This is a genomic window from Cupriavidus sp. CP313 (genome assembly GCF_054072015.1).
In genome coordinates, this window is the sequence record NZ_JBSVZB010000012.1 from 68,769 (window position 1) to 90,689 (window position 21,921).

Annotated in this window: 19 protein-coding genes; 7 read left to right on the forward strand and 12 right to left on the reverse strand. The window is 63.9% G+C overall.

Translation table 11 applies throughout. The annotated features are described in order from the left end of the window. Positions 1-108 precede the first annotated feature (108 nt). The 6 genes from ACW4E8_RS17845 to ACW4E8_RS17870 all read left to right on the forward strand — a co-directional run bounded on the left by ACW4E8_RS17845 (position 109) and on the right by ACW4E8_RS17870 (position 6,575). Entirely contained in the window at positions 109-285 is a 177-nt protein-coding gene (locus tag ACW4E8_RS17845) for a hypothetical protein (RefSeq protein ID WP_456805723.1), read from the forward strand. A 46-nt stretch (positions 286-331) separates the two neighbouring features. Then, positions 332-2,482 (forward strand): phosphocholine-specific phospholipase C, encoded by a 2,151-nt coding sequence (locus ACW4E8_RS17850; RefSeq protein WP_456805724.1) that lies wholly within the window; start codon positions 332-334, stop codon positions 2,480-2,482. A gap of 112 nt (positions 2,483-2,594) precedes the next feature. Beyond that, positions 2,595-3,542 (forward strand): phosphate/phosphite/phosphonate ABC transporter substrate-binding protein, encoded by a 948-nt coding sequence (locus ACW4E8_RS17855; protein WP_456805725.1) that lies wholly within the window; start codon positions 2,595-2,597, stop codon positions 3,540-3,542. Next, positions 3,542-4,324: a phosphonate ABC transporter ATP-binding protein gene (gene phnC, locus ACW4E8_RS17860; RefSeq protein WP_456805726.1), complete on the forward strand. Its 783-nt coding sequence runs from the start codon at positions 3,542-3,544 to the stop codon at positions 4,322-4,324. The genes ACW4E8_RS17855 and phnC overlap by 1 nt, the downstream gene beginning before the upstream one ends. An 11-nt stretch (positions 4,325-4,335) precedes the next feature. Then, positions 4,336-5,358: a phosphonate ABC transporter, permease protein PhnE gene (gene phnE, locus ACW4E8_RS17865; protein ID WP_456805727.1), complete on the forward strand. Its 1,023-nt coding sequence runs from the start codon at positions 4,336-4,338 to the stop codon at positions 5,356-5,358. A gap of 236 nt (positions 5,359-5,594) precedes the next feature. Next, positions 5,595-6,575, forward strand: a complete 981-nt coding sequence (locus tag ACW4E8_RS17870) for a Bug family tripartite tricarboxylate transporter substrate binding protein (RefSeq protein ID WP_456805728.1) — start codon at positions 5,595-5,597, stop codon at positions 6,573-6,575. 64 nt (positions 6,576-6,639) lie between these two features. On the opposite strand, the gene ACW4E8_RS17875 is transcribed toward ACW4E8_RS17870, so the two are convergent. From ACW4E8_RS17875 to ACW4E8_RS17920, 10 genes are all read right to left on the reverse strand, one after another. Next, positions 6,640-7,098, reverse strand: coding sequence for a tripartite tricarboxylate transporter substrate-binding protein (locus tag ACW4E8_RS17875; protein WP_456805729.1), 459 nt, complete (start codon positions 7,096-7,098; stop codon positions 6,640-6,642). 31 nt (positions 7,099-7,129) lie between these two features. After that, positions 7,130-8,674, reverse strand: coding sequence for an amidase family protein (locus tag ACW4E8_RS17880; RefSeq protein ID WP_456805730.1), 1,545 nt, complete (start codon positions 8,672-8,674; stop codon positions 7,130-7,132). A 151-nt stretch (positions 8,675-8,825) separates the two neighbouring features. After that, the gene (gene oxlT, locus ACW4E8_RS17885) at positions 8,826-10,100 is read right to left on the reverse strand and encodes an oxalate/formate MFS antiporter (protein WP_456805731.1); all 1,275 of its coding nucleotides are present in this window, start codon (positions 10,098-10,100) and stop codon (positions 8,826-8,828) included. A 105-nt stretch (positions 10,101-10,205) separates the two neighbouring features. Continuing rightward, positions 10,206-11,783 carry a gamma-glutamyltransferase family protein gene (locus ACW4E8_RS17890; RefSeq protein WP_456805822.1) on the reverse strand — a complete coding sequence of 526 codons (1,578 nt, stop codon included), beginning with the start codon at positions 11,781-11,783 and terminating at the stop codon, positions 10,206-10,208. 239 nt (positions 11,784-12,022) lie between these two features. After that, complete coding sequence (locus tag ACW4E8_RS17895; RefSeq protein WP_456805732.1) at positions 12,023-12,682, reverse strand: GntR family transcriptional regulator; 660 nt, start codon at positions 12,680-12,682, stop codon at positions 12,023-12,025. A gap of 435 nt (positions 12,683-13,117) precedes the next feature. Continuing rightward, positions 13,118-13,927 (reverse strand): NAD-dependent epimerase/dehydratase family protein, encoded by an 810-nt coding sequence (locus ACW4E8_RS17900; RefSeq protein WP_456805733.1) that lies wholly within the window; start codon positions 13,925-13,927, stop codon positions 13,118-13,120. Positions 13,928-14,032: 105 nt separating this feature from the next. After that, entirely contained in the window at positions 14,033-15,325 is a 1,293-nt protein-coding gene (locus tag ACW4E8_RS17905) for an MFS transporter (RefSeq protein WP_456805734.1), read from the reverse strand. A gap of 150 nt (positions 15,326-15,475) precedes the next feature. Then, positions 15,476-16,417, reverse strand: coding sequence for an SMP-30/gluconolactonase/LRE family protein (locus tag ACW4E8_RS17910; RefSeq protein WP_456805735.1), 942 nt, complete (start codon positions 16,415-16,417; stop codon positions 15,476-15,478). 38 nt (positions 16,418-16,455) lie between these two features. Then, positions 16,456-18,000, reverse strand: a complete 1,545-nt coding sequence (locus ACW4E8_RS17915) for a UxaA family hydrolase (protein ID WP_456805736.1) — start codon at positions 17,998-18,000, stop codon at positions 16,456-16,458. Positions 18,001-18,045: 45 nt separating this feature from the next. Continuing rightward, a complete protein-coding gene (locus ACW4E8_RS17920; protein WP_456805737.1) occupies positions 18,046-19,071 on the reverse strand; it encodes a Bug family tripartite tricarboxylate transporter substrate binding protein in 1,026 nt (341 codons plus the stop codon). A 168-nt stretch (positions 19,072-19,239) separates the two neighbouring features. Here ACW4E8_RS17920 and ACW4E8_RS17925 point away from each other — a divergent pair, with 168 nt between their 5' ends. Next, a complete protein-coding gene (locus ACW4E8_RS17925) occupies positions 19,240-20,121 on the forward strand; it encodes a LysR family transcriptional regulator (protein WP_456805738.1) in 882 nt (293 codons plus the stop codon). Positions 20,122-20,176: 55 nt separating this feature from the next. Here the strand turns inward: ACW4E8_RS17925 and ACW4E8_RS17930 are convergent, their stop codons facing one another. Both ACW4E8_RS17930 and ACW4E8_RS17935 read right to left on the reverse strand, forming a co-directional pair. Then, positions 20,177-20,908, reverse strand: coding sequence for a ribonuclease activity regulator RraA (locus ACW4E8_RS17930; RefSeq protein WP_456805739.1), 732 nt, complete (start codon positions 20,906-20,908; stop codon positions 20,177-20,179). A gap of 30 nt (positions 20,909-20,938) precedes the next feature. Beyond that, positions 20,939-21,874, reverse strand: a complete 936-nt coding sequence (locus ACW4E8_RS17935; protein WP_456805740.1) for a dihydrodipicolinate synthase family protein — start codon at positions 21,872-21,874, stop codon at positions 20,939-20,941. Between the last annotated feature and the right edge of the window lie 47 nt (positions 21,875-21,921).

Genomic DNA, 21,921 nt, shown 5'->3' on the forward strand with positions numbered 1-21,921 from the left:
TTGCTCATTCTACAATCACATTTGATTGAGCGTTGTTCATTTAATTGTCATGTGGCGTGACTAGGATTCGTGTTGCTCCACCCCCAACCATGCGACACGGAACCCACCATGAAAACTCTGCGCACAAGATGTCTGGCTGCCATGGCCGGCGTTGTGATGACCATAGCGCTCGCCGGCTGCGGCGGCGGAGAAGACTCCGCATCCACGGCAACGTCACAGCAACTTTCATCGGCACAAGCGAACCAGCAAAAAAAGCCGGCGGACACGCTGCGCTGCGCCCCCTGAGCCTCTGTTGATCTCCTCCCCACGCCATCGCCCACAGGTCAGCCACATGCAATCCAACGACAGACGCAATTTCCTCCGCACCGCCACCCAGGCCATGGGTGCCGCCGCCGCGCTCACGGTGCTGCCGCCGAGCATCCGCCGCGCGCTTGCCGTGCCCGCCGCCGTAGAGACCGGCACCATCAAGGACGTCAAGCACATCGTCATCCTGATGCAGGAAAACCGAGCCTTCAACCACTACTTCGGCACCATGAGCGGGGTACGTGGCTTCGGTGACCGCTTCCCGATCCCGCTCGAAAGCGGCAAGCCGGTCTGGTACCAGTCGGACGGCACCAAGGAGATTCCGCCCTTCCACCTGGACAAGCAGACCATGAACGCGCTGCTGATCCCGAGCACGCCGCACTCGTTCTCGGATGCGCAGGCGGCCTGGAACCAGGGCAAGTTCGGCATGTGGCCCAAGTACAAGAAGCCCTACTCGATGGGCTACTACAAGCGCGACGACATCCCCTTCCAGTTCGCGCTGGCCGAAGCCTTCACCATCTGCGACGCCTATCACTGCTCCATCACCACCGGCACGGACCCCAACCGCATCGTTTTCTTCTCGGGTTCCAACTTCAATCCTGACCTGCGCGCGCAAGGCATCAACTGCACCGATACGGACTCCGAGCCGAACAACCTGCGCTGCTGGATCAAGGGCGCGCTGCCGACGCCGGGCTACACCTATGCCGGCTCGTCCTTCCAGTGGCCCACGCTGCAGGACGTGCTGCAGAAAGCAGGGATCAGCTGGCGCATCTACCAGAATCCGAACGACAACTGGACCGGCGCCATGCACGGCGGCCTGGCCTTCGATTCGTTCCGCACGGCGCAGCCGGAATCGCCGCTGTACAAGGAAGGCATGAGCCTGTGGACCATCGAGGACCTGCAGCGCGACGTGAAGAACGGCACGCTGCCCGAGGTGGTGTGGGTGCTGCCGACCAAGCTGCAGTCCGAACACCCGGGCGCGCCGTCAAGCCCGCAGCACGGCGGCAATTTCACGGCCCAGGTGCTGAACGCGCTGACATCGAACCCGGACGTCTGGAGCAAGACCGTGTTCTTCCAGACCTTCGACGAGAACGACGGGCTGTTCGATCACCTGCCGCCGCCGGCCGTGCCCTCCTACAACCTTGACGGCACGCTCGCCGGCAAGTCGACGCTGCCGCTGGAAGGCGAGTATTTCTCCGACCCGGCACGCAAGTACCTGCATCCCGAAGACACCATCAGCGGCAACGTGCGCCCGTGGGGGTTGGGACCGCGCGTGCCAATGTACGTGGTATCGCCATGGAGCAAGGGCGGCTGGGTCAATTCGCAGACGTTCGACCATACCTCGGTGGGGCGCTTCCTCGAACAGCGCTTCGGCATCACCATTCCCGGCATCAGCCCATGGCACCGCGCCGTCTCTGGCGACCTCACCTCGGCTTTCGACTTCGCCACGCCTAACGACCCGAAGTTCCCGGCGCTGCCGGACACCAGCGACTACGCAACCATCGAAGCCCAGCAGAAATCCATGCCGGTGCCGATGCCGCCCGCCACGCCGCAGCCGCTGTTCCAGGAAAGCGGAACCCGCTTCTCGCGCGCCCTGCCCTACGAGCTGCACACCAGCGCGCGCGTCGACAGCGCCAGCCGCAGCGTGACGCTGCTGTTCGCCAACAGCGGCATGCAGGGCGCGGTGTTCCATGTCTACGACAAGCTGCACCTGGACCGCATCCCGCGACGCTACACCGTGGAAGCGGACAAGACCTTGTCGGACGCGTGGGACGTCGTCGCGGATAACGGCAAGTACGACCTGTGGGTGCTCGGGCCGAACGGCTTCGTCCGGCATTTCACCGGGACCGTGGCCAGCAGCGGCGCGCAGCCGGAGTGCCAGGTCTGCTACGACCCGAAGAACGGACAGTTGTACCTGCATATGCGCAACACCGGCAACGCCGCGTGCACCGTGACGGTAACGGCCAACGCGTATCGGAACGATGGCCCGTGGACGCTGACCGTACCCCCGGGCGGCGAGGTCGTGGAAGAGCGCTGGTCGCTGGAACGGAGCGCGCGCTGGTATGACTTCAGCGTGGTGCGCGCGGACGACGCGAGCTACCTGCGGCGCTTTGCCGGCCGCCTCGAAACCGGCAAGGACAGCGTCAGCGATCCGGCCATGGCCATGCCCGCCGCGTGACCGGCGGCGCTTACTGACATTTTGACTTGAGCGGGTGGCCTGCCTTGGTGCAGGCCGCTTGCCCATTCGCCGCCGTCGGCGGCGGATACCACCGAGAGAAGGACCTATCACCATGTACCGCAGATTTTGCATCCGGACCATCACGGCCATCGCATTGGCCTGCGCCGGCCTGGCCGGCAGCGCAACCGTATTCGCGCAGGCGCAGCACGACGGCAGCGCGGCCAGCCCGTTGCGCGTCGTGCTGATTCCGGCCGACGGCGGCACCGAGGATGGCACGAAGAAGGATTTCGAGCCCATCTTCGGCGCCATCAGCCAGGCCACGGGACTGAAATTCGACATCAAGATCGGACAGAGCTACGGCGCCGTGGTCGAGGCGATGTGCAATGGCGCCGCCGATATCGCCTGGTATGGCCCGGCCAGCTATCTGCAGGCCCGCGCCCGCGGCTGCGCGGAATTGCTGGCGCTCGCCGTGCGCGACGGCCAGTCGGTGTACTACTCGGGCATTTTCGCCCGCGCCGATGCCGGCATCGAGCGGATCAGGGACCTGAAGGGCAAGAAGATCGCGCTGGGCGATGTCAACTCGACGTCGAGCTTCAATGTGCCCGTGGCCATGATGCTCTCGTCCGGTGTCCGGCCGGCCAGCGACGCTGCCATGATCAGCATGGCCGGCAGCCACGCCAATGTGCTCAAGGCCCTGGCCGAAGGCCTGGTCGATGCCGGTGGCGCCTCGTTCGATTCCTTCGAGAAAGCGGCCAACGCAAAGGCCATCGATCCCGCCAGGATCAAGGTGGTGGCGAAGAGCGCGCCGATTCCCTATCCGCCGCTCGCCATGCATCCGAAACTGAGCGACGGCGTAAAGGCCAGGCTGCGCGATGCCTTCAACAACATCAACAAGCTGCCCGGCATCACCAAGGACCAGATCCGCGGCTATGGCGGCAGCAAGGTCGACGGCTATACCTCCAAGGTGAGCGAAACCGACATGGCGGCCGCGGGCAAGATGTTCGACCTGGTGACCGACCAGGTCAAGACCGACATCATCAGGAAGGCCGGTGCGCGCTGATGATCGACTTCCATAGCGTATCCAAGGTCTGGCCCGATGGTACGGCGGCCTTGTCCGACGTCAGCCTGTCTGTGCCGCGCGGGCAATTCTGCGTTGTGCTCGGGCCGTCGGGCGCGGGCAAATCGACGCTGCTGCGCGCCGTCAACGGCTTGATGAGGCCAGGCACGGGCTGCGTGGCAATCGACGGCATCGAGCTGACCAGCGCCACCGAGCGCCAGCTGCGCCGCCGGGTTGCCATGATCCATCAGCATTTCAACCTGACCCCGCGCATGAGCGTTGCGCGCAACGTGTTGGCCGGCGCGTTGCCGGAGGTTTCGATGTGGCGAGCGCTGCTAGGCTGGTTTGAACCCCGGTACCGCGCACGGGCGTGTACCCTGCTGGCCGGCGTGGGCCTTGACCCGTCGCACTTGCCGCGCCGCGCCGGCGAACTCTCGGGCGGGCAACAGCAGCGCGTCGGCATTGCCCGCGCCTTTATGCTCGACCCCGAAGTCATCCTGGCTGACGAGCCCGTCGCCAGCCTGGACCCCCGCATCTCGCGCGACATCCTGACCCTGATCCGGGACGCCGCGCGGGCCTGCAATAGCGCTGTCCTCTGCAGCTTGCACCAGGTCGACCTGGCGCGCGAGTTCGGCGACCGCATCGTCGGGATGCGCAGCGGCCGCATCGTGTTCGACGGGACACCCGCCGATTTCACGGATGAGGTGGTCGAGCGATTGTATGGGGGCGTCAGCTGGGAAGAAGCCGCGCCCTCCCCCGGAACCTCGCTACCGCTTGCCGCATGAAGGACTGCACCATGAACAAACCCGCCCATCCAGCCATGCCCGGCACGCAAGCCGACTGGAAACTCGATCAACCTTACAGTGCGCGCCATTTGCTGATCGTGCTGACTTTACTGGCGGCCTTGCTCTATACCGGCCAGCGCACCGAAATGGACCGCATGGTGGCCATGACGGGGCAAGCCGTGGGCAACCTGCTTGGCCTGAGTCCTGACTCGCAGGTGGTGCGCGGCCTGTCGCGCGTGGCCGAGTCGATGTGGCCACCGGCGCTTGGCGAAAGGGAAGAAGTGGCACGCTTGCCCGGGCTCGATCGCCGGCACTTGCCCATGTTCTCCCATATCGAAATCCAGGAGAACCGCGAACAGCACCTGAATCCGCAATCCCTGCAATGGGAAACCAGGCTGGAGCGCACCGAGTACCTGGTCAGGCCGATGGGCTATTTGTGGACCGTCTTCGTGAAGATGGTGGAGACCGTCGAGATCGCCATCTGGGGCACCGTGCTGTCGGTCCTGCTGTCGATGCCGCTGGCCTGCCTCGCCGCGCGCAACTACACGCCGAACCGGTTCACCTACACGCTGGCGCGCGGCTCGATCAGCATGTTGCGGTCGGCGCCGGAACTTATCGTCGCACTGTTCCTGGTCCTGGCCTATGGCTTCGGTCCGATCGCCGGCGTGCTGGCGCTGAGCCTGCATGCGGCCGGCTTTCTCGGCAAGTTCTACGCGGAGGATATCGAGCACGCCGATAACAAGCCACAGGAGGCGCTGGAAGCCATCGGCGCGGGGAAGCTCAAGACGCTGTGGTACGCGGTAATGCCGCAGGTACTGCCGCAATACACGGCCTACACGCTCTACATCCTGGATCGGAACGTTCGCATGGCGACTGTCATCGGACTGGTCGGCGCCGGCGGAATCGGACAGGAACTCAAAGGCCGCTTCGACATGTTCCAGTACGGCCACGTTGCCACCATCCTGATTGCGATCTTCATCGTGGTGTTCCTGCTCGACCAGTTCTCGGCGCGCGTGCGTGCGAGATTGATATGAGTCCATGCCAACGCCGTCCGTGGCAAAAACCGAGGCCAGACTCACCCGCCGAAATCGTCGATCGCGCATCCCAGAATACGCAGGCTCATCGCTGCCTGACGAAGCAGGTGGCGCACATGTGAGCGAACTCCATGAGGGCCCATGGCCGCAGACGATCTGGCACGGACGTTGCGTCAGATGCTGCCGCTGCAAACTGGTTGCAGCCTCAGTGGAGTTTGATCTTTCGGGAGCGTCCGATGAAGAAAGTAGTTGTACGTGGGGCAGCCCTCGCGCTGTCCGTTTGCGTACTGGCTTTCAGTGCTGGTACTGCGCAGGCGCAGGCATATCCATCCAAGCCAATCAGACTGGTGGTGCCATTTCCGCCGGCCGGTGCAACTGATGTCCTGGGCAGAGCGATTGCCCAGAAGTTGTCTGAAGGACTGGGTCAGCCTGTGACGGTGGAGAACCGGCCTGGTGCAGGCAGCACCATCGGCGCAGACGTCGTCGCCAAGGCGGCGCACGATGGCTACACTCTGCTACTGGCGTCCGGTTCCCTTGCCATCGCATCCAACCTCTACAGCAAACTCAGCTTCGATATCCTGAAGAGTTTCACGCCGATATCGCTGGTAGGCCATGTACCCCATATGCTGGTCGTGAACCCTTCGGTCCCGGCGAATTCGGTGAAGGAACTGATCGCGCTGGCCAAAGCCAGGCCCGGGCAGTTGAGCGCCGCTTCGCAGGGAAACGGCACGCTGTCGCACCTTGAACTGGAAATGTTCAAGATATCCACGGGTGTCGACATACTGCATGTCCCTTATAAGGGCAGCAATAACGTCATGTCCGATCTGCTTGCCGGCAATGTCTCGGTGTTCTTCGACAGCGTTCCGTCGTCCATGCCGCTGGTGAAAGCCGGCAAGCTCAAGGCACTGGGGGTGGTCGGGACCAAGCGCCTGCCCACGAGTCCGGATATCCCGACGCTGAGCGAAGCCGGGTTGCCCGGATTCGAAGCCAAGAACTGGTTCGCGCTACTGGCACCGGCCGGCACGCCGAAAGAAATCGTGGAGTTGCTCAACGCACAGGTGCAAAAGGCCGTTGCATCTCCGGACCTGGTTTCGCAGCTGGCAAGTCAGGGCGTCATCCTGGAAGGTGGCACATCGAAGCAGCTGGCGGCACTGATGCAAAACGACGTAGCAAAGTGGGGCAAACTCGTAAAAGCCGCAAACGTGCACCTGAACTGAACGCAGCGGGCATGAACACGGCATCGGGGACCACGCCGGCAGCAAATACTCACGGGGATTTCCTTTAATCGATCCTGGCACCGGAGAATTTCACGATCCTGGCCCACTTGACCGGCTCGCGGCGGGAGAGGTCCAGGAACTCCTCAGGCGTGCTGGGCGCGATTTCCGCCCCCAGCACCTTGAATCGCACTCGCACGGCGGGACTCTCCAGCGCGATGCGAATCTCGCAGTTGAGGCGGGTAATGATGTCTTTGGGCATGTGGGCCGGGCCGACGATGCCTCCCCACGCCGACACCTCGAATCCGGGCACGGATTCGGCGATCGCGGGAACGTCCGGATATCCAGCCAGGCGCCGCGCCGAGGAGACGCCAAGCGCCCTCGCCTTGCCCGCCTTGGCCATCGGTGCGGAAACCGGCGTGTTGATCATCATGAGCTGGATGCCACCGCCGATCAGGTCCGTGACGGCCGAAGTCGCCGCGCGAAGGGACAGGCCGCGCTCTTGCAGGCGCCAGGCGGTGCGCACCAGAGCGGGCCATCTCTTTGAAAACGGATTCTCAGTCGTTGTGCGCCAGGCCCGGGGTGGAAGCAGGCATCTTGCGCGCGCGGGCCGCCTGCTCGAAACCATACGCGTATCGGATGAGTTGCGGTTCGCTCCACGGGCGACCGAGAAACTCCAGGCCGACAGGCACGCCGCGCGGGGCCTCCTCGGTGGGAGAAGAGAATCCGGCAGGAACCACCACGGCCGGGAATCCGGTCAGCGAAGCCAGAATGCCGTTGCGTTCCTTTTGGTCATACTCTCCGATCGGCACGGGCAGCCGCTTCTGATGTGGATAGATCATGGCATCGAGGTGGTTCTCCGCCATCACGTTGGCAACCCGGATCTTGAGCGCGTCGATCTTTACCAGCCGGTCCTTGTAATCAGGCTCATTCAGGCCATTCTCGATGCCTTTGGCGGACTGCAGGAATTTGCTCAGGCTCGGATGCGTTTTCCCACTGGCGACGATGTCGTCCAGCGAATGTGCGGGAGCATTGCTTCCGACATCCTTCAGGTACTGGTTCATGACGCTCTTGTATTCGTATTTCTGAACATCGAGCTGGCCGTTCAGCTTGTCGGTATCCAGCTCGGGTGTCGAGACCGGTACGATGACCGCTCCTTTTTTCTTCAGCACGTCAATCGCATGTGCCATGACGCGATTGACTTCCTCGTGATCGGTCCCGGTCCCGAACAGGGATTGCATCACACCGATGCGCACGCCTTTCAGTCCGTTTTTATCCAGGTATGCCGTATAGGTCCCGGGGATATGGCCCCAGCTCATTGCGGTCACCGGATCGGCTTGATCGTACCCCGCCATGACGTCCAGCATGCGGGCGGCATCAGCCACCGAACGCGTGATCGGGCCTGCCTCGTCCTGCGTGAAGGAAACCGGCACAATACCCGAGCGGCTGACCAGTCCAAGCGTAGGCCGAATCGACACTAGGCTATTGTTGGAAGCCGGGGAGCGCAGCGAATTTGCCGTATCCGAGCCGGTGCCGATGGCGGCGAAATTGGCAGCCAGTGCCGCCCCGGTGCCGCCGCTCGATCCGCCCGGGGTCAGTTTGAGGTCGTAGGGATTCTTCGTCTGTCCGCCCAACGAACTGACCGTCACCCCGCCCAGCGCGAATTCCTGAAGATTGGTCTTGCCGAGAATCACGGCGCCACTCCGCTTCAGCCGGCCCACCACGAATGCGTCTTCAGTGGGCCGCGAACCCGCCAGCGAAGCCGAGCCAGCGGTGGTCGGCATGTCGGCGGTGTTGTAATTGTCCTTCAGCACCGTTGGGATGCACTGAAGTGGTTTCAATTTTCCGCTGCGGTGGAATTCGCGATCCATTTCATCTGCCTGGGCAAGCGCATCGGGATTCATGTAGAGCATGGCATTCAAGGAGGGACCTTGCTTGTCATATGCGTGAATCCGGTCCAGATATTGCTGGACCAGCCCATGGCAACTCAGACTTCCGCTCCTCAGCGCTTGATGAATGTCTGCGACCGAAGACTCCATAATATTGAAGGATTTCTCGGCAGAATATGCCGTGAATGGCAGGATTCCAGAAAGTAATGCCATCGCATTTGCCGCGAATCGGATCCCGAAAGAATATCTTTTTATGCGCATAGATAAGGTCAGATAGTTCTGAAGTACAGCCCGCCAATCGAGGCTGGCATGGTGAAAACTTTTGATCGTTATGAAAGAGATATCAGGGGTCGCCAGCCAGCTGTTACCTGAGATAACGTCGCCGTGCCGGCTTGAGAACCGCGATCGCGAGCAATGCAGTCGCAATGTCGAGGGTGATGGCAACACCAAACACGGGCATCCAGCTACCGAGCTTTTCGTGCATCAGCGCAGCGAGCGGTCCGCCCAGGATCGACCCGATGCCCTGGGAGATATAGAGCCAGCCGTAGTTGGTCGTGGCATAACGCGTGCCGAAGGTATCGGTCAGCGTGGAAGGAAAGAGCGAAAAGATTTCCCCCCAGCCAAGGAACACGGCGCCGGACAGCAAGACGAACAGAATGGCATTCTCGCGGGTCAGCAGCCACAGCGCCATCGCCACGCCTTCCAGCGCGAAGGCGAAGCACATGGTGTTCTCGCGGCCCCAGCGGTCGGATACCCAGCCAAACAGCGGGCGCGTCAGTCCGTTGGTGAACCGGTCCAGCGTCAGCGCCAGCGGCAGCGCGGCCATGCCGAGCACGGTCACGCCGGCAACGCCGAAGTCCTTCGCGAAGGTCGCCATCTGCGATGTCACCATCAGTCCTGAGGTGGACATCATCGTCATCATGGCAAAGAGCAGCCAGAACAGCGGCGTGCGCAGCATCTCGCGGGTTGGGACGTCGGCGGCGGCCCTCGCACCGGTGCGCGTCGCAATATGTTCGGGCAGCACCACGCCCTGCGGCGAGCGAAGACCTTGCGAGGCGAGGAAGCCGATCACGGCAAAGAGAAGGCCGAACTGCCACAGCGTGGCCTCCAGTCCCTTCTGGGCCAGTGCCGAGGCGATCGGGAAGGTCGTGGCGATGGCACCCATGCCGTATCCCGCTGCGACCATGCCCACGGCAAGCCCGCGCCGGTCCGGAAACCAGCGCACCATCTGCCCGACAACCCCGACGTAGACAATGCCCGTGCCCAGGCCGCCCACGACGCCATAGGTCAGGTACAGCAGCCCCACACTGTGCATTTGCGCCGCAAGTACCCAGCTCAGTCCCGACAGCACCGTGCCAAGCGCAATCAGCCGGCGCGGCCCGAAGCGTTCAATCAGCGCGCCCTGGAACGGCGAGAAGAAAGTCTGCAGCACGATCAGCAACGAGAACGTGACCTGCAACTCAGACAGCGGAACCCCCAGCTTGGCGGCCAGCGGTTTTGTAAACAGCGTCCAGACATACTGCGGGCTGGAAATCGCCATCATGCACAGCATGCCAAGCGCCAGTTGTATCCAGCGCTCGCGTGCCGCCGGCAAGGCTAAGGCGGTACCTGCTGATGCGTTCTCTGCAACGGTATTCATCGGACTACTCCTTCAAACCAGCTTCGGGGATCGGACAAGGGGAACTGCGTAGAAGACCGGGACCTGCCGCGCGAGGCGCATTGGCAAGCGGCATCCCGGCGCGGATTACCAGGCGGCAACGGCGCCATCGCTGCGGGGATCGGCGCCACCTTCGTAGAGCCCGCTGGGGTGCAGCACGATGGCGCCGGCATGGCCCATGGTTTCGTCATACGGCTGCAAGAGCTCGATCTCGTGGCCAAGTGTGCGCAAAGCGTCGCAGGTCGCCTGCGGAAAGCGCGACTCGAGCTTGAGGGTGTCGGTGGTCTGGCCCCAGGTGCGGCCCAGCAGCCAGCGGGGGGCGTCGATCGCGGCCTGCGGGTTCATGCCGAAATGCACGATGCGCGAGAACACCGCGCTCTGCGATTGCGGCTGGCCGTCGCCGCCCATGTTTCCGTAGACCAGCGTGCGGCCGTCGGCCAGGCGCGCCAGGGCCGGGTTCAGCGTGTGGAACGGTTTGCGCCCCGGCATCAGCGGGTTGCGCGCGGCGGGGTCCAGCGAGAAGCTGCAGCCGCGGTTCTGCCAGTTGATGCCGGAGGCAGGCAGCACGACGCCGCTGCCGAACTCGTGATAGATGCTCTGGATAAAGCTGACCGCGACCCCGTCGCCGTCGATCACGCCCATCCACACCGTGTCGGCCGGTCCAATGCCCTGGCCCCAGGGCAGCGCATGGTCGGGCCGGATACGCGCGGCCGCGGCATCGAGCCAGCCGGGCGCCAGCAGGTCCCGTGGATCGACATCCATGTATGCGGGGTCGGTGATATGGCGGTCGCGCGCCATGAAGGCCTGCTTGGTTGCCTCCGCGCAGGCGTGGACGAACGGCGCACCGGTCGTGTCCATGCCGCCGTCAGGCAGGCGATCCAGGACGCGGTCCAGCAGGCCCAGGATCTGCAGCGAGACCAGCCCCTGGGTAGGCGGCGGCATGTTGTAGACGCGTCCGCGAGAGTGCGCCAGCAAAAGCGGCGCCTTCCATACCGCGCGGTGTTCGGCGAGGTCTATCAGGCTGAGCGGACTGCCAACGGCGGCCAGGTCCTGCGCAATGCTGCGGGCCAGGTCGCCCCGGTAGAAATCCTCGAGCCCCGCCTGCGCCAGTTGCTCGAGGGTGGCTGCCAGGCGCGGCTGGCAGAAACGCGCACCGGGCCGCGGCAGGCCCCCTTCGAGAAAGGTTTCCGAGAACCCGGTAATTCCAGACAGTTCCCCGGCCCTGGCTGCAACGCAGGCGGCCTGGCTATGCGTGACCGGTACGCCGCGGCGGGCATAGTCGATGGCATCGGCAAGCAGCCGCGACAGCGGCATGCGCCCTCCGAGCGTCTCGCTCGACCAGGTGCGGGCGGCCTGCCAGCCCGACACCGTACCGGCCACAGTGTTGGCCGCCATCCCGCCGCGGAACGGGATCGTCGCCAGGCCGGCTTCGCGATAGCGTTCGATGCTCGCGGCACCTGCCGCCGCGCCGCATGCTTCCAGCCCCCGGGGCGCTTCGTTCGGGCGCGCGATCAGCCAGAAGCTGTCGCCGCCGATGCTGTTCATATGCGGGTAGGCAACCGCGATCGTGGCTGCCGCCGCGATCATCGCTTCGACGGCGTTTCCGCCTTCGCGCAGGATCGCCAGCGCACTCTGGGAAGCCAGGGCGTGCGGCGCCACCGCCATGCCGCGGCTGCCGCGAATCGGGTTCCGATGAAATGCCACAATGTGCTCCGGAAATTATGTATACATAAAAATCACGGAACACAACGCAAGGCCTGTGCCACGCCATGCATTGCCACTGGTGCGGCGGCAGGCAATGCCGCGCCAGTCACGGCGTTGCTGGCAATAACAGGGAATTTCCCCGGCTGGGAAAGATAACGGAAGTGGGAAAGATTATGGCGCCGACGGCACCATATCAGGGCTTACCCGAAGCGCCTGCGACGCGGCGGTGCGTCGGTGGAGAGCGGGCGCTCGAGGTTGGTGCGGGCTTGTTCCAGCCGTTCGGTGGTCAGGCGGCTGACCTCGACGCGCCCTTCTTCGATATGACCGGTCAACAACTCGACCGCACGCGCGCCATCGCAGGCCACCAGCGCCGTGAGGATATTGGCGTGCTCCTCATATGTGAGGGCGATGCGCTCGCCGTAGGCGAAATCGAGCCGCCGGATGATCCGGATGCGGTCCGTGACCTGTTGATGCACTGCGGCTGCCTCGGGGTTGCCCGCGGCACAGACGATGGCCCGGTGGAACGCCTCGTCCAGGTCGGCAACCTGGTTGCCGTCGGTCAGGCGTTCGGCAGGCGGGACTTGCCACGTGGCTGCCAGCACCTCCAGGCACGAGCGATCCACGCGCGGCGACACCGGCTGCTGGCACAGGCGCATGGCGGCGTGGGTTTCCAGCAAGGTGCGCAGGTCATAAAGTGCCTCGAAGCGCGCCAGGTCGATCGGCACCACCTCCCAGCCGTTGCGGAAGTGCCCGCGCACCAGTCCTTCGGACTGCAGGCGCAGCAGCGCCTCGCGTACCGGCGTGCGGGAGATGCCGAACCGCTCCGCGACATCGTTCTCGGAAAAGCGGTCGCCAGGCAACAGCCGGAACGCAAAGATGTCGTCCCGCAGGCTGAAGTAAGCACGTTGCGAACGGGACGATTCGCCGGTTATTGCCGCGCCGCCCTGGCGCTCCTGTGCCTCTTGCGGAGAGCCTGGAAAGCCTGCTTGGTGAGCTGAAGGAGGGCTTGGCAGGGGCGTCGAGCGGCGCATCGGACTGACATCGAAATGGGCATCGCTTTGGCGGGAGGCAGAGCGAGACGCGTGGCGTGCGCGAAAGCATACCACCGATTTGCGGGCATCCCGAAGACGTTGAAAACCGGGCCGGACAGCACCGGGCCTCGGCCTGTGTCTGCGTCTTCTGCTCCTCCGACAGCACCGTATCGAGATTGGCGCCGGCAATGCCCCATGCATGCAGCGCCGGGTCATCGTGCACTGACCACGATGTCGAGGCGATTATCGCTCAACAGTACGCGTTCAATCGATATCCTCAAGCCGTCCCGTAAATTCGACAAGACAACCAAAACCGCCGTGGAACAGAGCTTCGCGCTCATCCTCATGGACACCGGATTCCAGGACGCTAGCTCCGGATCGCTCCGCATCATCCTCGGGTACATAGCCAAGGAAGCGTACGTTGGCGTTGTCCCAACGATTTCTGGCATTGGCGGACACGCCATATGCGATAAGGAAGTGGTACTTCGGAACATCTATCGCCCGGCGCGTCAACTGCACCATGTCTCTATGACTGATCCATGAGAAAAGGTGGCGTTCCACGGTGGGTTGGTCGTCTGGACGGAATGACCCGATACGCAGACACGCCACTGACAGGCCATACTTGTCCGCATAGAGACGGCCAAGCGCTTCGCCAAAGACTTTGGACAGGCCATAGCGGCTGTCCGGTCGCGGCATGACTTCGTTGTCGATCATCCGATCGCGCCGATGAAAGCCAACAGCATGATTCGAGCTGGCAAAAATCACGCGTTTGACGCCAGCCATGCGGGCCGCCTCGAACACGTTGTAGCAGCCTTCAATGTTCAGGCGGCGAATACGGTCCCATGTGTCCTCATCGGGAATGCCGGCCAGGTGAACGACACAATCGATTCCTTGCATCGCTTGTGCAAGCTGTTCGATGTCGGTAATGTCAGCCGTCACGACTTCCTCGCCGGCAGCAGCAGGCGCCTGGGGTGCGACATCGGCAAGCCGCATCAGCTCGTAATGCCCTTGCAACCCTTTGCGCAGCGCACGGCCGATGTGACCGGCAGCGCCGGTAATCAAAACCCGCTTCATGTACATCTCCTTAATGGCGTGTGGTCGGCCTGCTTCCGCAAGCAGGCACTTCTGACGGGAAGGATGGACAGCCGCCATCCTTGCTGAGGCAGCGGCGAACGCCGGCTATGCAGCGGACCTGCTCACCACCGGTTGGCTCTGTGTGGCCCGGCCATTGATCACGAACACCATGGCCAGTACGCCCACCAAGTCGATCGTTGCGCCAAGCGCGAAGGCGCTGCCGTAGCCTCCGAAGTACTGAACCGCGAAGCCGGTTACGGTGGGGCCGATGATGCCGGAGATATTGCCTATGAGGTGCACAAAGCCACTGACGCCGCCCAGATGCTTCCCCGGAACGAGTTCGTGCATCAGGGCCCAGCAAGACTGCGAGGCGGCGGTCAGGAACAACACTGCAGCCGCCACCAGAGCCACCGCCGTCGCTGTCTGCGTAGCGAAACTCACTACGAGCATGGCGACTGCGGACAAGGCAAGCGGCACGACCGCAGAGAGCTTGCGTGCATGGAGCGGATTCTTCATGCGCTTGTAGATGAAATCGCCCACGAGGCCGCCGCCGAAATATCCGATTGCGCCGCACGCCCAGGGAATCGTGCTCAGCATGCTCATCTCCCTCAGGTCGAGATGCAGCGCATTGGTGAAATAGCTCGGCAGCCACGATACGAAAATGAACAGTGTGTAGTTCACGGCAAACAAGCCGGTGCCCAGCGCCAGTATGCTGGGCTTGAACAGATGCTCGCGCAGCGTCGTTCCGCGTTCGCCGTCATCGGCTGGGTGCGCGGCACTGCGACTCTCTTCGATCAGACGCAATTCGTCCGCGCCCACACGGCGGTTCTGTGCCGGGCTATCGGAAACGAAATAGCGCCAGAATACGATCCAGATCAAGCCAATCAGCGCAATCACGACAAAGGAAATACGCCACCCGAAAGCGATTGCCACCAGTCCCACAATCGGGCCGGCGATGGCACTGCCGAGCGTTTGCCCCGAGAAGGAGAAGCCTATCATCCGCCCGGTTTCACTACGCGGGAACCAATTGGTAATGGTCCGGTTGGTAGTCGAATTCATCGGCCCTTCCCCGAAACCAAATAGCGCACGCGTCAGGAGCAGCGTCGTGAATCCGGTCACGCCGGCGGTGAGTCCACACACCAGTGACCAGCCGCCCATCGCCCAGGAAAAGACGCGCTTGGGCCCATAGCGGTCGGCAAGATGTCCGCCGACAAAGGCAAAGATGGAATAACCAAAAAAGAAGCTGCTAAAAACAATGCCGAGCTCTGACGGGGAAATGTCAAGCTCTTTGCTAATAATCGGGGCAACGACACCCAGCGCTGCGCGATCCATGTAATTGATCATACCGGCCGAAAATAGCAAGCCGGCGACTACGTATCGATACTTTCCAGACATCATTGCCTCCAAAAACTTATACTCTTTCTGACTGCGTTTATGCAGGCAAAGCCCCCGGTATCGGCGGCATCGCCTTGCAGCGGCAAAAAGAGTCCGCTACCACGAATTCATGCTGAAGCGAAGGGGAGCGAGTGGGTACGGCAGAACGGAGATTCAGCCACCGACGGCGCCTTGCGTGTTCACATACAAGGCATAGATCGACTGGGAAGAAGCCATAAAAAGCCGATTGCGCATCGGCCCGCCAAAACAAAGATTGGCACAGCGTTCCGGAAGTGCGATGCGCCCGATCAGTTTTCCCTCGGGCGACACGCACATGACGCCGTCAAGATCGTCGCTGCCCATGCCCCAGCCACACCAGAGGTTTCCGTGAATATCGCAGCGCATGCCGTCGAGGGTGCCTGCGCCCGCATCAAGCAGGATCCTTCCGTTGGCGATACGCGTGCCACTGTCGACGACGTCATAGGCCCAGATCTTGCGCCCCGGCGTTCCGCGCGACTCGATGACGTACAAGATGCGCTCGTCGGCCGAGAAACACAGGCCGTTAGGGCCTTTCAGTTCCATTGTCATGACGGTCGGCGAGCCCGAGCCGGCGTCGATCCGGTAGACCGAATGAGGCAGTTCCGGGGTCGCTTCGCGACCTTCGTAATTGCCCTGTATTCCCATGGGCGGATCGGTGAACCAGATGGAGCCGTCGGATTTGACGACGACGTCGTTGGGCGAATTGAGGCGCTTTCCCTCAAAGCTGTCGCTCAGCACCGTGAGGCTGCCGTCATATTCGGTGCGCACAACGCGGCGCCCGCCGTGCTCGCACGTGATCAACCGCCCTTGCCGGTCCCGCGTGTTGCCATTGGCGTAGCCGGACGGTTGCCGGTACACGCTGACCGCGCCAGTCTCCTCTTCCCACTTCATCATCCGGTTATTCGGAATGTCGCTCCACAATAGAAAGCGGCCATCGCCGAACCAGACTGGCCCTTCCGCCCAGCGAAATCCGGTCGCGATCTGCTCCACGGCCGCGTAGGCGATCCGGTATTTGTCGAACTCCGGATCCAGCACCTGGATGCGAGGATCGGGGTATCGTGCACTTGGTTGCCACATGACGTACTTTCCTTCTGGCTGTTCCCGCATACCGGAAATCAGCTCATGATGCCGATATGCCAGGGCACGAATTCGTTGTCCCCGAGCCCTAGCAGTTCGCTCTTCGATGCCTTGCCCGAAGCGGTACGCAGCATCAGTTGGAAGATCTCTTCGCCAACCTGCTCAATGGTTTTCTCGCCGTCGAGAATCGTGCCGCAGTTCAGGTCCATGTCTTCCTCCAGCCGCCGATACATCGGCGAATTGGTGGCCAGCTTGAGGCTGGGTACAGGCTTGGCGCCGAACATGGAGCCGCGTCCGGTGGTGAAGGCGATCAGGTTGGCACCGCCGGCGATCTGGCCGGTAGCCGAGACCGGGTCGTAGCCCGGCGTGTCCATGAATACAAGCCCGTGCTGCGTGACCGGCTCGGCGTAGCGGTACACCTCCATCAGTGGACCTGTGCCGCCCTTCATCGACGAGCCCAGTGACTTCTCGAAGATGTTGGCCAGGCCGCCCATCTGGTTGCCCGGGCTGACGGCGCCGTTGATCTGCACGTCGCGTCCGACGGAATAGTCCTCCTTCCACCAGCGCACGCGTTCCAGCAGCTTCTCGCCGACGGCGCGGCTGGCGGCACGGCGCGTCAGCGTGTGCTCCACCCCGTAGATTTCCGGCGTCTCCGACAGGATGGCGGTGCCGCCGTGGCGCACCAGCAGATCCACGGCCGCGCCCAGCGCCGGATTGGCGGTGATGGACGAGAACCCGTCCGAGCCGCCGCACTGCAGGCCCACGGTCAGGTGGCTGGCCGGCACCGGACGGCGCTCCACGCGATTGACCTGCGGCAGCAATTCCATGACCGCGGCAATGCCGGCCTCAATGGTCTTGCGCGTGCCGCCGCTGTCCTGCATGACGAAGGTACGCAGCAAGGGGCCAGGTTGCAGAGACTGCGTGTCGAGCAGGCCGTTGAGCTGGTTGCGTTCGCAGCCCAGCCCCACGATCAGCGCGGCGCCCAGGTTGGCGTGGCGCGCATAGCCGGCCATGGTCCGGCGCAGCAGATCCATCGGCTCGCCGGTCATCTCCATGCCGCAGCCCAGCGAGTGACTGAACGCCACCACGCCATCGACGTTGGGGAAGTCTGCCAGCCGCTCCCGCGTGAACCACTCCGCGATCCTGCGTACGACGGTGGCCGAGCAATTTACCGTGGAGAGGATGCCGAGATAGTTGCGCGTGCCCACCCGGCCATCGGCGCGCACGATGCCGTCGAAGCTCGCCTGCCGGCCGGCTTCGACCGGGACCACGGGCTGGTAGTCGCGGCCAAAGGCGTAGTCCCGCTCATACTCCTGGAAGCTGACGTTGTGCGAGTGCACGTAGCTGCCCGGCTGGATGTCGGCCGCGGCAAAGCCGATGCAGACGTTGTACTTCAGGATCGGCTCACCGGCCTTGATAAAACGGGCGGCGATCTTGTGGCCGGCGGGCACCTGGCTGCGCACGCCCCAGGTTTCCCCCGGCACTTGCGCGCCGATGGCCACGTTCATGCGGGCTACCAACACGTTGTCCGCAGGATGCAGGCGGATGCAAGGTCCGATGATGCTCTTCTTCTGGGTTTCCATACTACGTTTCCTGGATTGCGGAATCGGATAAGGGTCAGGCGGCGCTCACTCGGGCTGGATGCTGGCGCTCTTCACCACGCTGGCCCACTTGGGGACCTCGGTGGCCATGAACTTGCCAAACTGTTCGGGACTGGTGCCGAGGATAGTGAGGCCCTGCTCGGCGAACTTGGCGCGCAGCCCCGGATCCTTCAGGGCTACGCTGACTTCGTCGCTGATCTTGCTGGCGATGGCCTTGGGCGTCCTGGCAGGCACGAACAGGCCATACCAGGTCAGCACCTCGAAGCGGTTCAGCCCCGCCTCCGACAGCGTCGGCACCTGCGGCAGCGCCTGCGCGCGCGCGAGGCTGGACACCGCGATTGCCTTGAGCTTGCCGCTCTTGATGAACGGCGCAGCCACCGGCACGTTGGCAAACATCACCGGCACTGTGCCCGCCATCACGTCGGTCAGCGCCGCCGACTCACCCTTGTAAGGCACGTGCGTCAGGCTGATGCCGCTCATCGAATCGAACAGCGCACCGGCAATGTGCTGCGGGCCGCCAGGGCCCGACGAGGCATAGCTGCTCAGCTTGCCGGCGCGCGCGAGCGCGATCACGTCCTGCGCCGTACTGGCCTGGACCGACGGATGCACGACCATCACCAGCGGCATCGACACCACTTGCGTCACCGGCATGAAGTCTTTTAGCGGATCGAAGGGCAGCTTTGCATACATGCTCGGCGCGATGACCATGGTCGACTGCGACGCCAGCATGATCGAATAGCCGTCGGCGGCCGACTGGGCCAGGTTGGCCGCCGCGATGGTGCCGGTGGCGCCGGGCCGGTTATCGACGATCACAGTCTGGCCCGTTTGCCTGGCGAGCTGGGCGCCGAGCTGGCGGGCCACGATGTCGGCGCCGCCGCCGGGGGCGAAGCCCACCATGATGCGGATAGTCTTGGTCGGATAGGCGTCGGCCGCGCTTGAAGGCGAGGCGCAGAGTGTCGCGGCGATACCGGCAATCGCTGCACATAGCACAATGCGGCGGCGCTCATCGTTGGGCCGGCGGGTGAAGGGCGTGGATAGGGGCGTGGTTGGCATGGCTGTCTCCTGGTTGTTATGTCCTGCGTCCTGCTCTCAGCACGGATGCATCGCGGCTCTCTGTCCACGGATGGGAATCTCGATTTGATTTGAGGCTAATTCTAGAAACTGGCAGAATTCAAAAACAGCATTGACCTCCTTGTTCAATCAATAGAGTTTTTTTGTTTTATGGACACCCGCTACCTGCAGAGCTTCGTCGCCGTGGTTGAGTATGGTTCCTTCGCGGAAGCCGCGCGTCGCCTGGGCCTCACGCCGGCCGCCATTGCAGCGCGGGTCAAGGCGCTGGAGGAATCGCTGGATACCCCGCTGGTACAGCGCGCGGGCCGCACGGTGCTGCCAACCCAGGCGGGCTTGCGCATCCTGCCCAAGGCGCGCACGGTGGTGCGCGACGTGCGCGACCTGAGCGCGGTGGCGCACGACAACACCCTGCTCGGGGAACTGCGGCTGGGCGTGTCGACTTCCTCGTTGACCGGCCTGTTGCCGCGGATTCTGGAGCGGCTTTACGCGGCGCATCCGCAGCTGAAGATTTTTGTGGAGCCAGGCTCTTCTTCTCACCTGTACCGGCGCGTCGTGTCGGGCGATCTGGACGCTGGCATCGTCGTGGCGCCGCAGTTCACGATCCCCAAGGCATTCGCCTGGCAAGTGCTGGTGGAAGAGCCGTTCATCGTGCTGGCACCGCAGGCCATGGCCGGCCGCAGCGCGCATGACCTGCTCGCCAGCGAGCCCTTCATTCGCTATGACCGCGGCGTGTGGGGGGGTATGGTGGCAGACCGCTACCTGCAGGAGCACAACATCGTGCCGCAGGAGCGATTGGAGATCGATGGGCTCAATGCCATCGCCACCATGGTCCACCAGGGCATCGGCGTCTCGCTGGTGCCAGACTGGACGCCACCGTGGCCCGAGGGCCTGAACGTGGCGCGGATCCCGCTGCCCGGGCGGGCGCCGGTGCGCAAGGTGGGGTTCCTGTGGTCGCCACACGGAGCGCACGCCGCCCTGTCGCAGGCATTCCTGGAGTTCGGCATGGCCTCGCGGCGGGCAGGGGGAAGCTGACCGCGCGGCCGGCCGCCGCAATGACGGTGCGGGCGCGCGTTGGCGCCCGGAGCATTTAGCGGTCCGCGCCTTCGCCTTCGGTCCAGGCTTTGTACCGCGCCTTGTTCTCCTCGTTGGGCGGGTACAAGCCGGGCAACGGCGTGCCGCGCGCCACTTCCTGCATGATCCAGCCCTCCAGGCGCTCTTGTTCGACCGAGGCGGCAATCACTTCGTCCAGCATGGCGGCGGGAATCAGCACCGCGCCGTCCTGGTCCACCACGATGACATCGTTGGGGAACACCGCAACCCCGCCGCAGTCAATGGGTTCCTGCCAGCCGACGAAGGTCAGGCCGGCGACCGACGGCGGTGCGGCTGTGCCCTGGCACCACACCGGCAGTCCCGTGCCCAGCACGCCCGCCACATCGCGCACCACGCCGTCGGTCACCAGCCCGGCCACGCCGCGCTTGTGCAGGCGCGCGCACAGGATATCGCCGAAGATGCCGGCATCGGTCACGCCCAGCGCACCCACCACGGCGATGCAGCCGGCCGGCATGTCCTCGATGGCCGCTCGCGTGGAAATCGGCGAGCCCCAGGAGGCCGGCGTCGCCAGGTCTTCGCGCGCGGGCACGAAGCGCAGGGTGAAAGCGCGGCCGACCAAGCGCGGCTGACCGGGTGCCAGCGGCTGCGTGCCGCGCAGCCATATGTTGCGCAGGCCATGCTTGAGCAGCACAGTGGTCAGGGTTGCCGTGGTCACGCCTTGCAGGGCCTTGACCACGCTCTCGTCGAGGGGAAGCGATGCAGTTGCCATAATGGTTCCTTGTTTCGTTCGGGTTGGGATTTAATCTGCCAGTGCCGCGCGCGGGTCATGCCTTGCCAGACGCCGCAGCAGGTGCTCCACTTCGTGCCGGGCCGTCGCCGACATGGCCGCCGCTGGCTTGCGCTGCGCCGCGGAGGTGAGGATCCCGCGGCGCATCATCACGTACTTGCGCACGGCCAGGCCGGCGCCGGGCTGCTGCTCGTAGCGCAGCAGCGGCAGGTGCGCGTCGAAGAGATCGTGCGCGGCCTCGCGCTCGCCCTGGGCGGACAGGCGCACCACGTCACAGAGCATATCGGGGAAGCAGTAGCCGGTATTGGCGCCATCGGCACCGCGCCCCATCTCATAGTCGAGGAACAGCCCGTTGTTCCCGCACAGGATGGCGATGTGCCGCATCGAAGCTTCCTTCTCGAAGGCGCGCAGGGCGGAGATCTTTTCCAGGCCGGGCCAGTCTTCGTGCTTGAGCATGACGCACGAGGGCAACTCGCCGACGATGCGGTGGATCACGCCAGGCGTCATCTGCACCGAGAACGTCAGCGGATAGTCCTGCAGCACGAACGGGACGTCGGCGCCGATCGCGTCTACCGCCTGCCGGTAGTAGCCGACGATCTGGTCGTCGGTGCGCAGCGTGTTGGGCGGCGCGATCATGACGCCGGCCGCACCCAGGTCCATCACCTCGCGCGTCAGCGCGCGCATGCCGGCGAAACCCGGCGCCGAGACCCCGACCACCACCGGCAGCCCGCCCGCGCGCCGGATCATGCGCGCGGCCACGTCGATCGACTCGGCGTGCTCGAGCTTGGGCGCTTCGCCGAGCTGGCCGAGCACGGTCACGCCGGTCGCGCCGCAGCCGAGATAGAAGTCCATCAAACGATCGATCGAACTCACGTCGATCGATCCGTCGTCCAGGAATGGCGTGGGCGCGATGGGGAAGACGCCCTTGGCGTCAGCGGTCAACAGCATCTTTGGCTCTCCGGCGATGGCAGGTGATGGGGTTCGGTCTTGCCGAG

Excerpts from the sequence above, each read along its gene's own strand:
- ACW4E8_RS17870 (WP_456805728.1), top strand. The coding sequence starts at position 5,595 with ATGAAGAAAGTAGTTGTACGTGGGGCAGCCCTCGCGCTGTCCGTTTGC.
- oxlT (WP_456805731.1), bottom strand. The coding sequence starts at position 10,100 with ATGAATACCGTTGCAGAGAACGCATCAGCAGGTACCGCCTTAGCCTTG.
- ACW4E8_RS17850 (WP_456805724.1), top strand. The coding sequence starts at position 332 with ATGCAATCCAACGACAGACGCAATTTCCTCCGCACCGCCACCCAGGCC.
- ACW4E8_RS17930 (WP_456805739.1), bottom strand. The coding sequence starts at position 20,908 with ATGGCAACTGCATCGCTTCCCCTCGACGAGAGCGTGGTCAAGGCCCTG.
- ACW4E8_RS17910 (WP_456805735.1), bottom strand. The coding sequence starts at position 16,417 with ATGTGGCAACCAAGTGCACGATACCCCGATCCTCGCATCCAGGTGCTG.
- ACW4E8_RS17935 (WP_456805740.1), bottom strand. The coding sequence starts at position 21,874 with ATGCTGTTGACCGCTGACGCCAAGGGCGTCTTCCCCATCGCGCCCACG.
- phnC (WP_456805726.1), top strand. The coding sequence starts at position 3,542 with ATGATCGACTTCCATAGCGTATCCAAGGTCTGGCCCGATGGTACGGCG.
- ACW4E8_RS17900 (WP_456805733.1), bottom strand. The coding sequence starts at position 13,927 with ATGAAGCGGGTTTTGATTACCGGCGCTGCCGGTCACATCGGCCGTGCG.
- ACW4E8_RS17855 (WP_456805725.1), top strand. The coding sequence starts at position 2,595 with ATGTACCGCAGATTTTGCATCCGGACCATCACGGCCATCGCATTGGCC.
- ACW4E8_RS17890 (WP_456805822.1), bottom strand. The coding sequence starts at position 11,783 with ATGGCGGTGGCGCCGCACGCCCTGGCTTCCCAGAGTGCGCTGGCGATC.
- phnE (WP_456805727.1), top strand. The coding sequence starts at position 4,336 with ATGAACAAACCCGCCCATCCAGCCATGCCCGGCACGCAAGCCGACTGG.
- ACW4E8_RS17915 (WP_456805736.1), bottom strand. The coding sequence starts at position 18,000 with ATGGAAACCCAGAAGAAGAGCATCATCGGACCTTGCATCCGCCTGCAT.
- ACW4E8_RS17905 (WP_456805734.1), bottom strand. The coding sequence starts at position 15,325 with ATGATGTCTGGAAAGTATCGATACGTAGTCGCCGGCTTGCTATTTTCG.
- ACW4E8_RS17845 (WP_456805723.1), top strand. The coding sequence starts at position 109 with ATGAAAACTCTGCGCACAAGATGTCTGGCTGCCATGGCCGGCGTTGTG.
- ACW4E8_RS17880 (WP_456805730.1), bottom strand. The coding sequence starts at position 8,674 with ATGGCATTACTTTCTGGAATCCTGCCATTCACGGCATATTCTGCCGAG.
- ACW4E8_RS17920 (WP_456805737.1), bottom strand. The coding sequence starts at position 19,071 with ATGCCAACCACGCCCCTATCCACGCCCTTCACCCGCCGGCCCAACGAT.
- ACW4E8_RS17925 (WP_456805738.1), top strand. The coding sequence starts at position 19,240 with ATGGACACCCGCTACCTGCAGAGCTTCGTCGCCGTGGTTGAGTATGGT.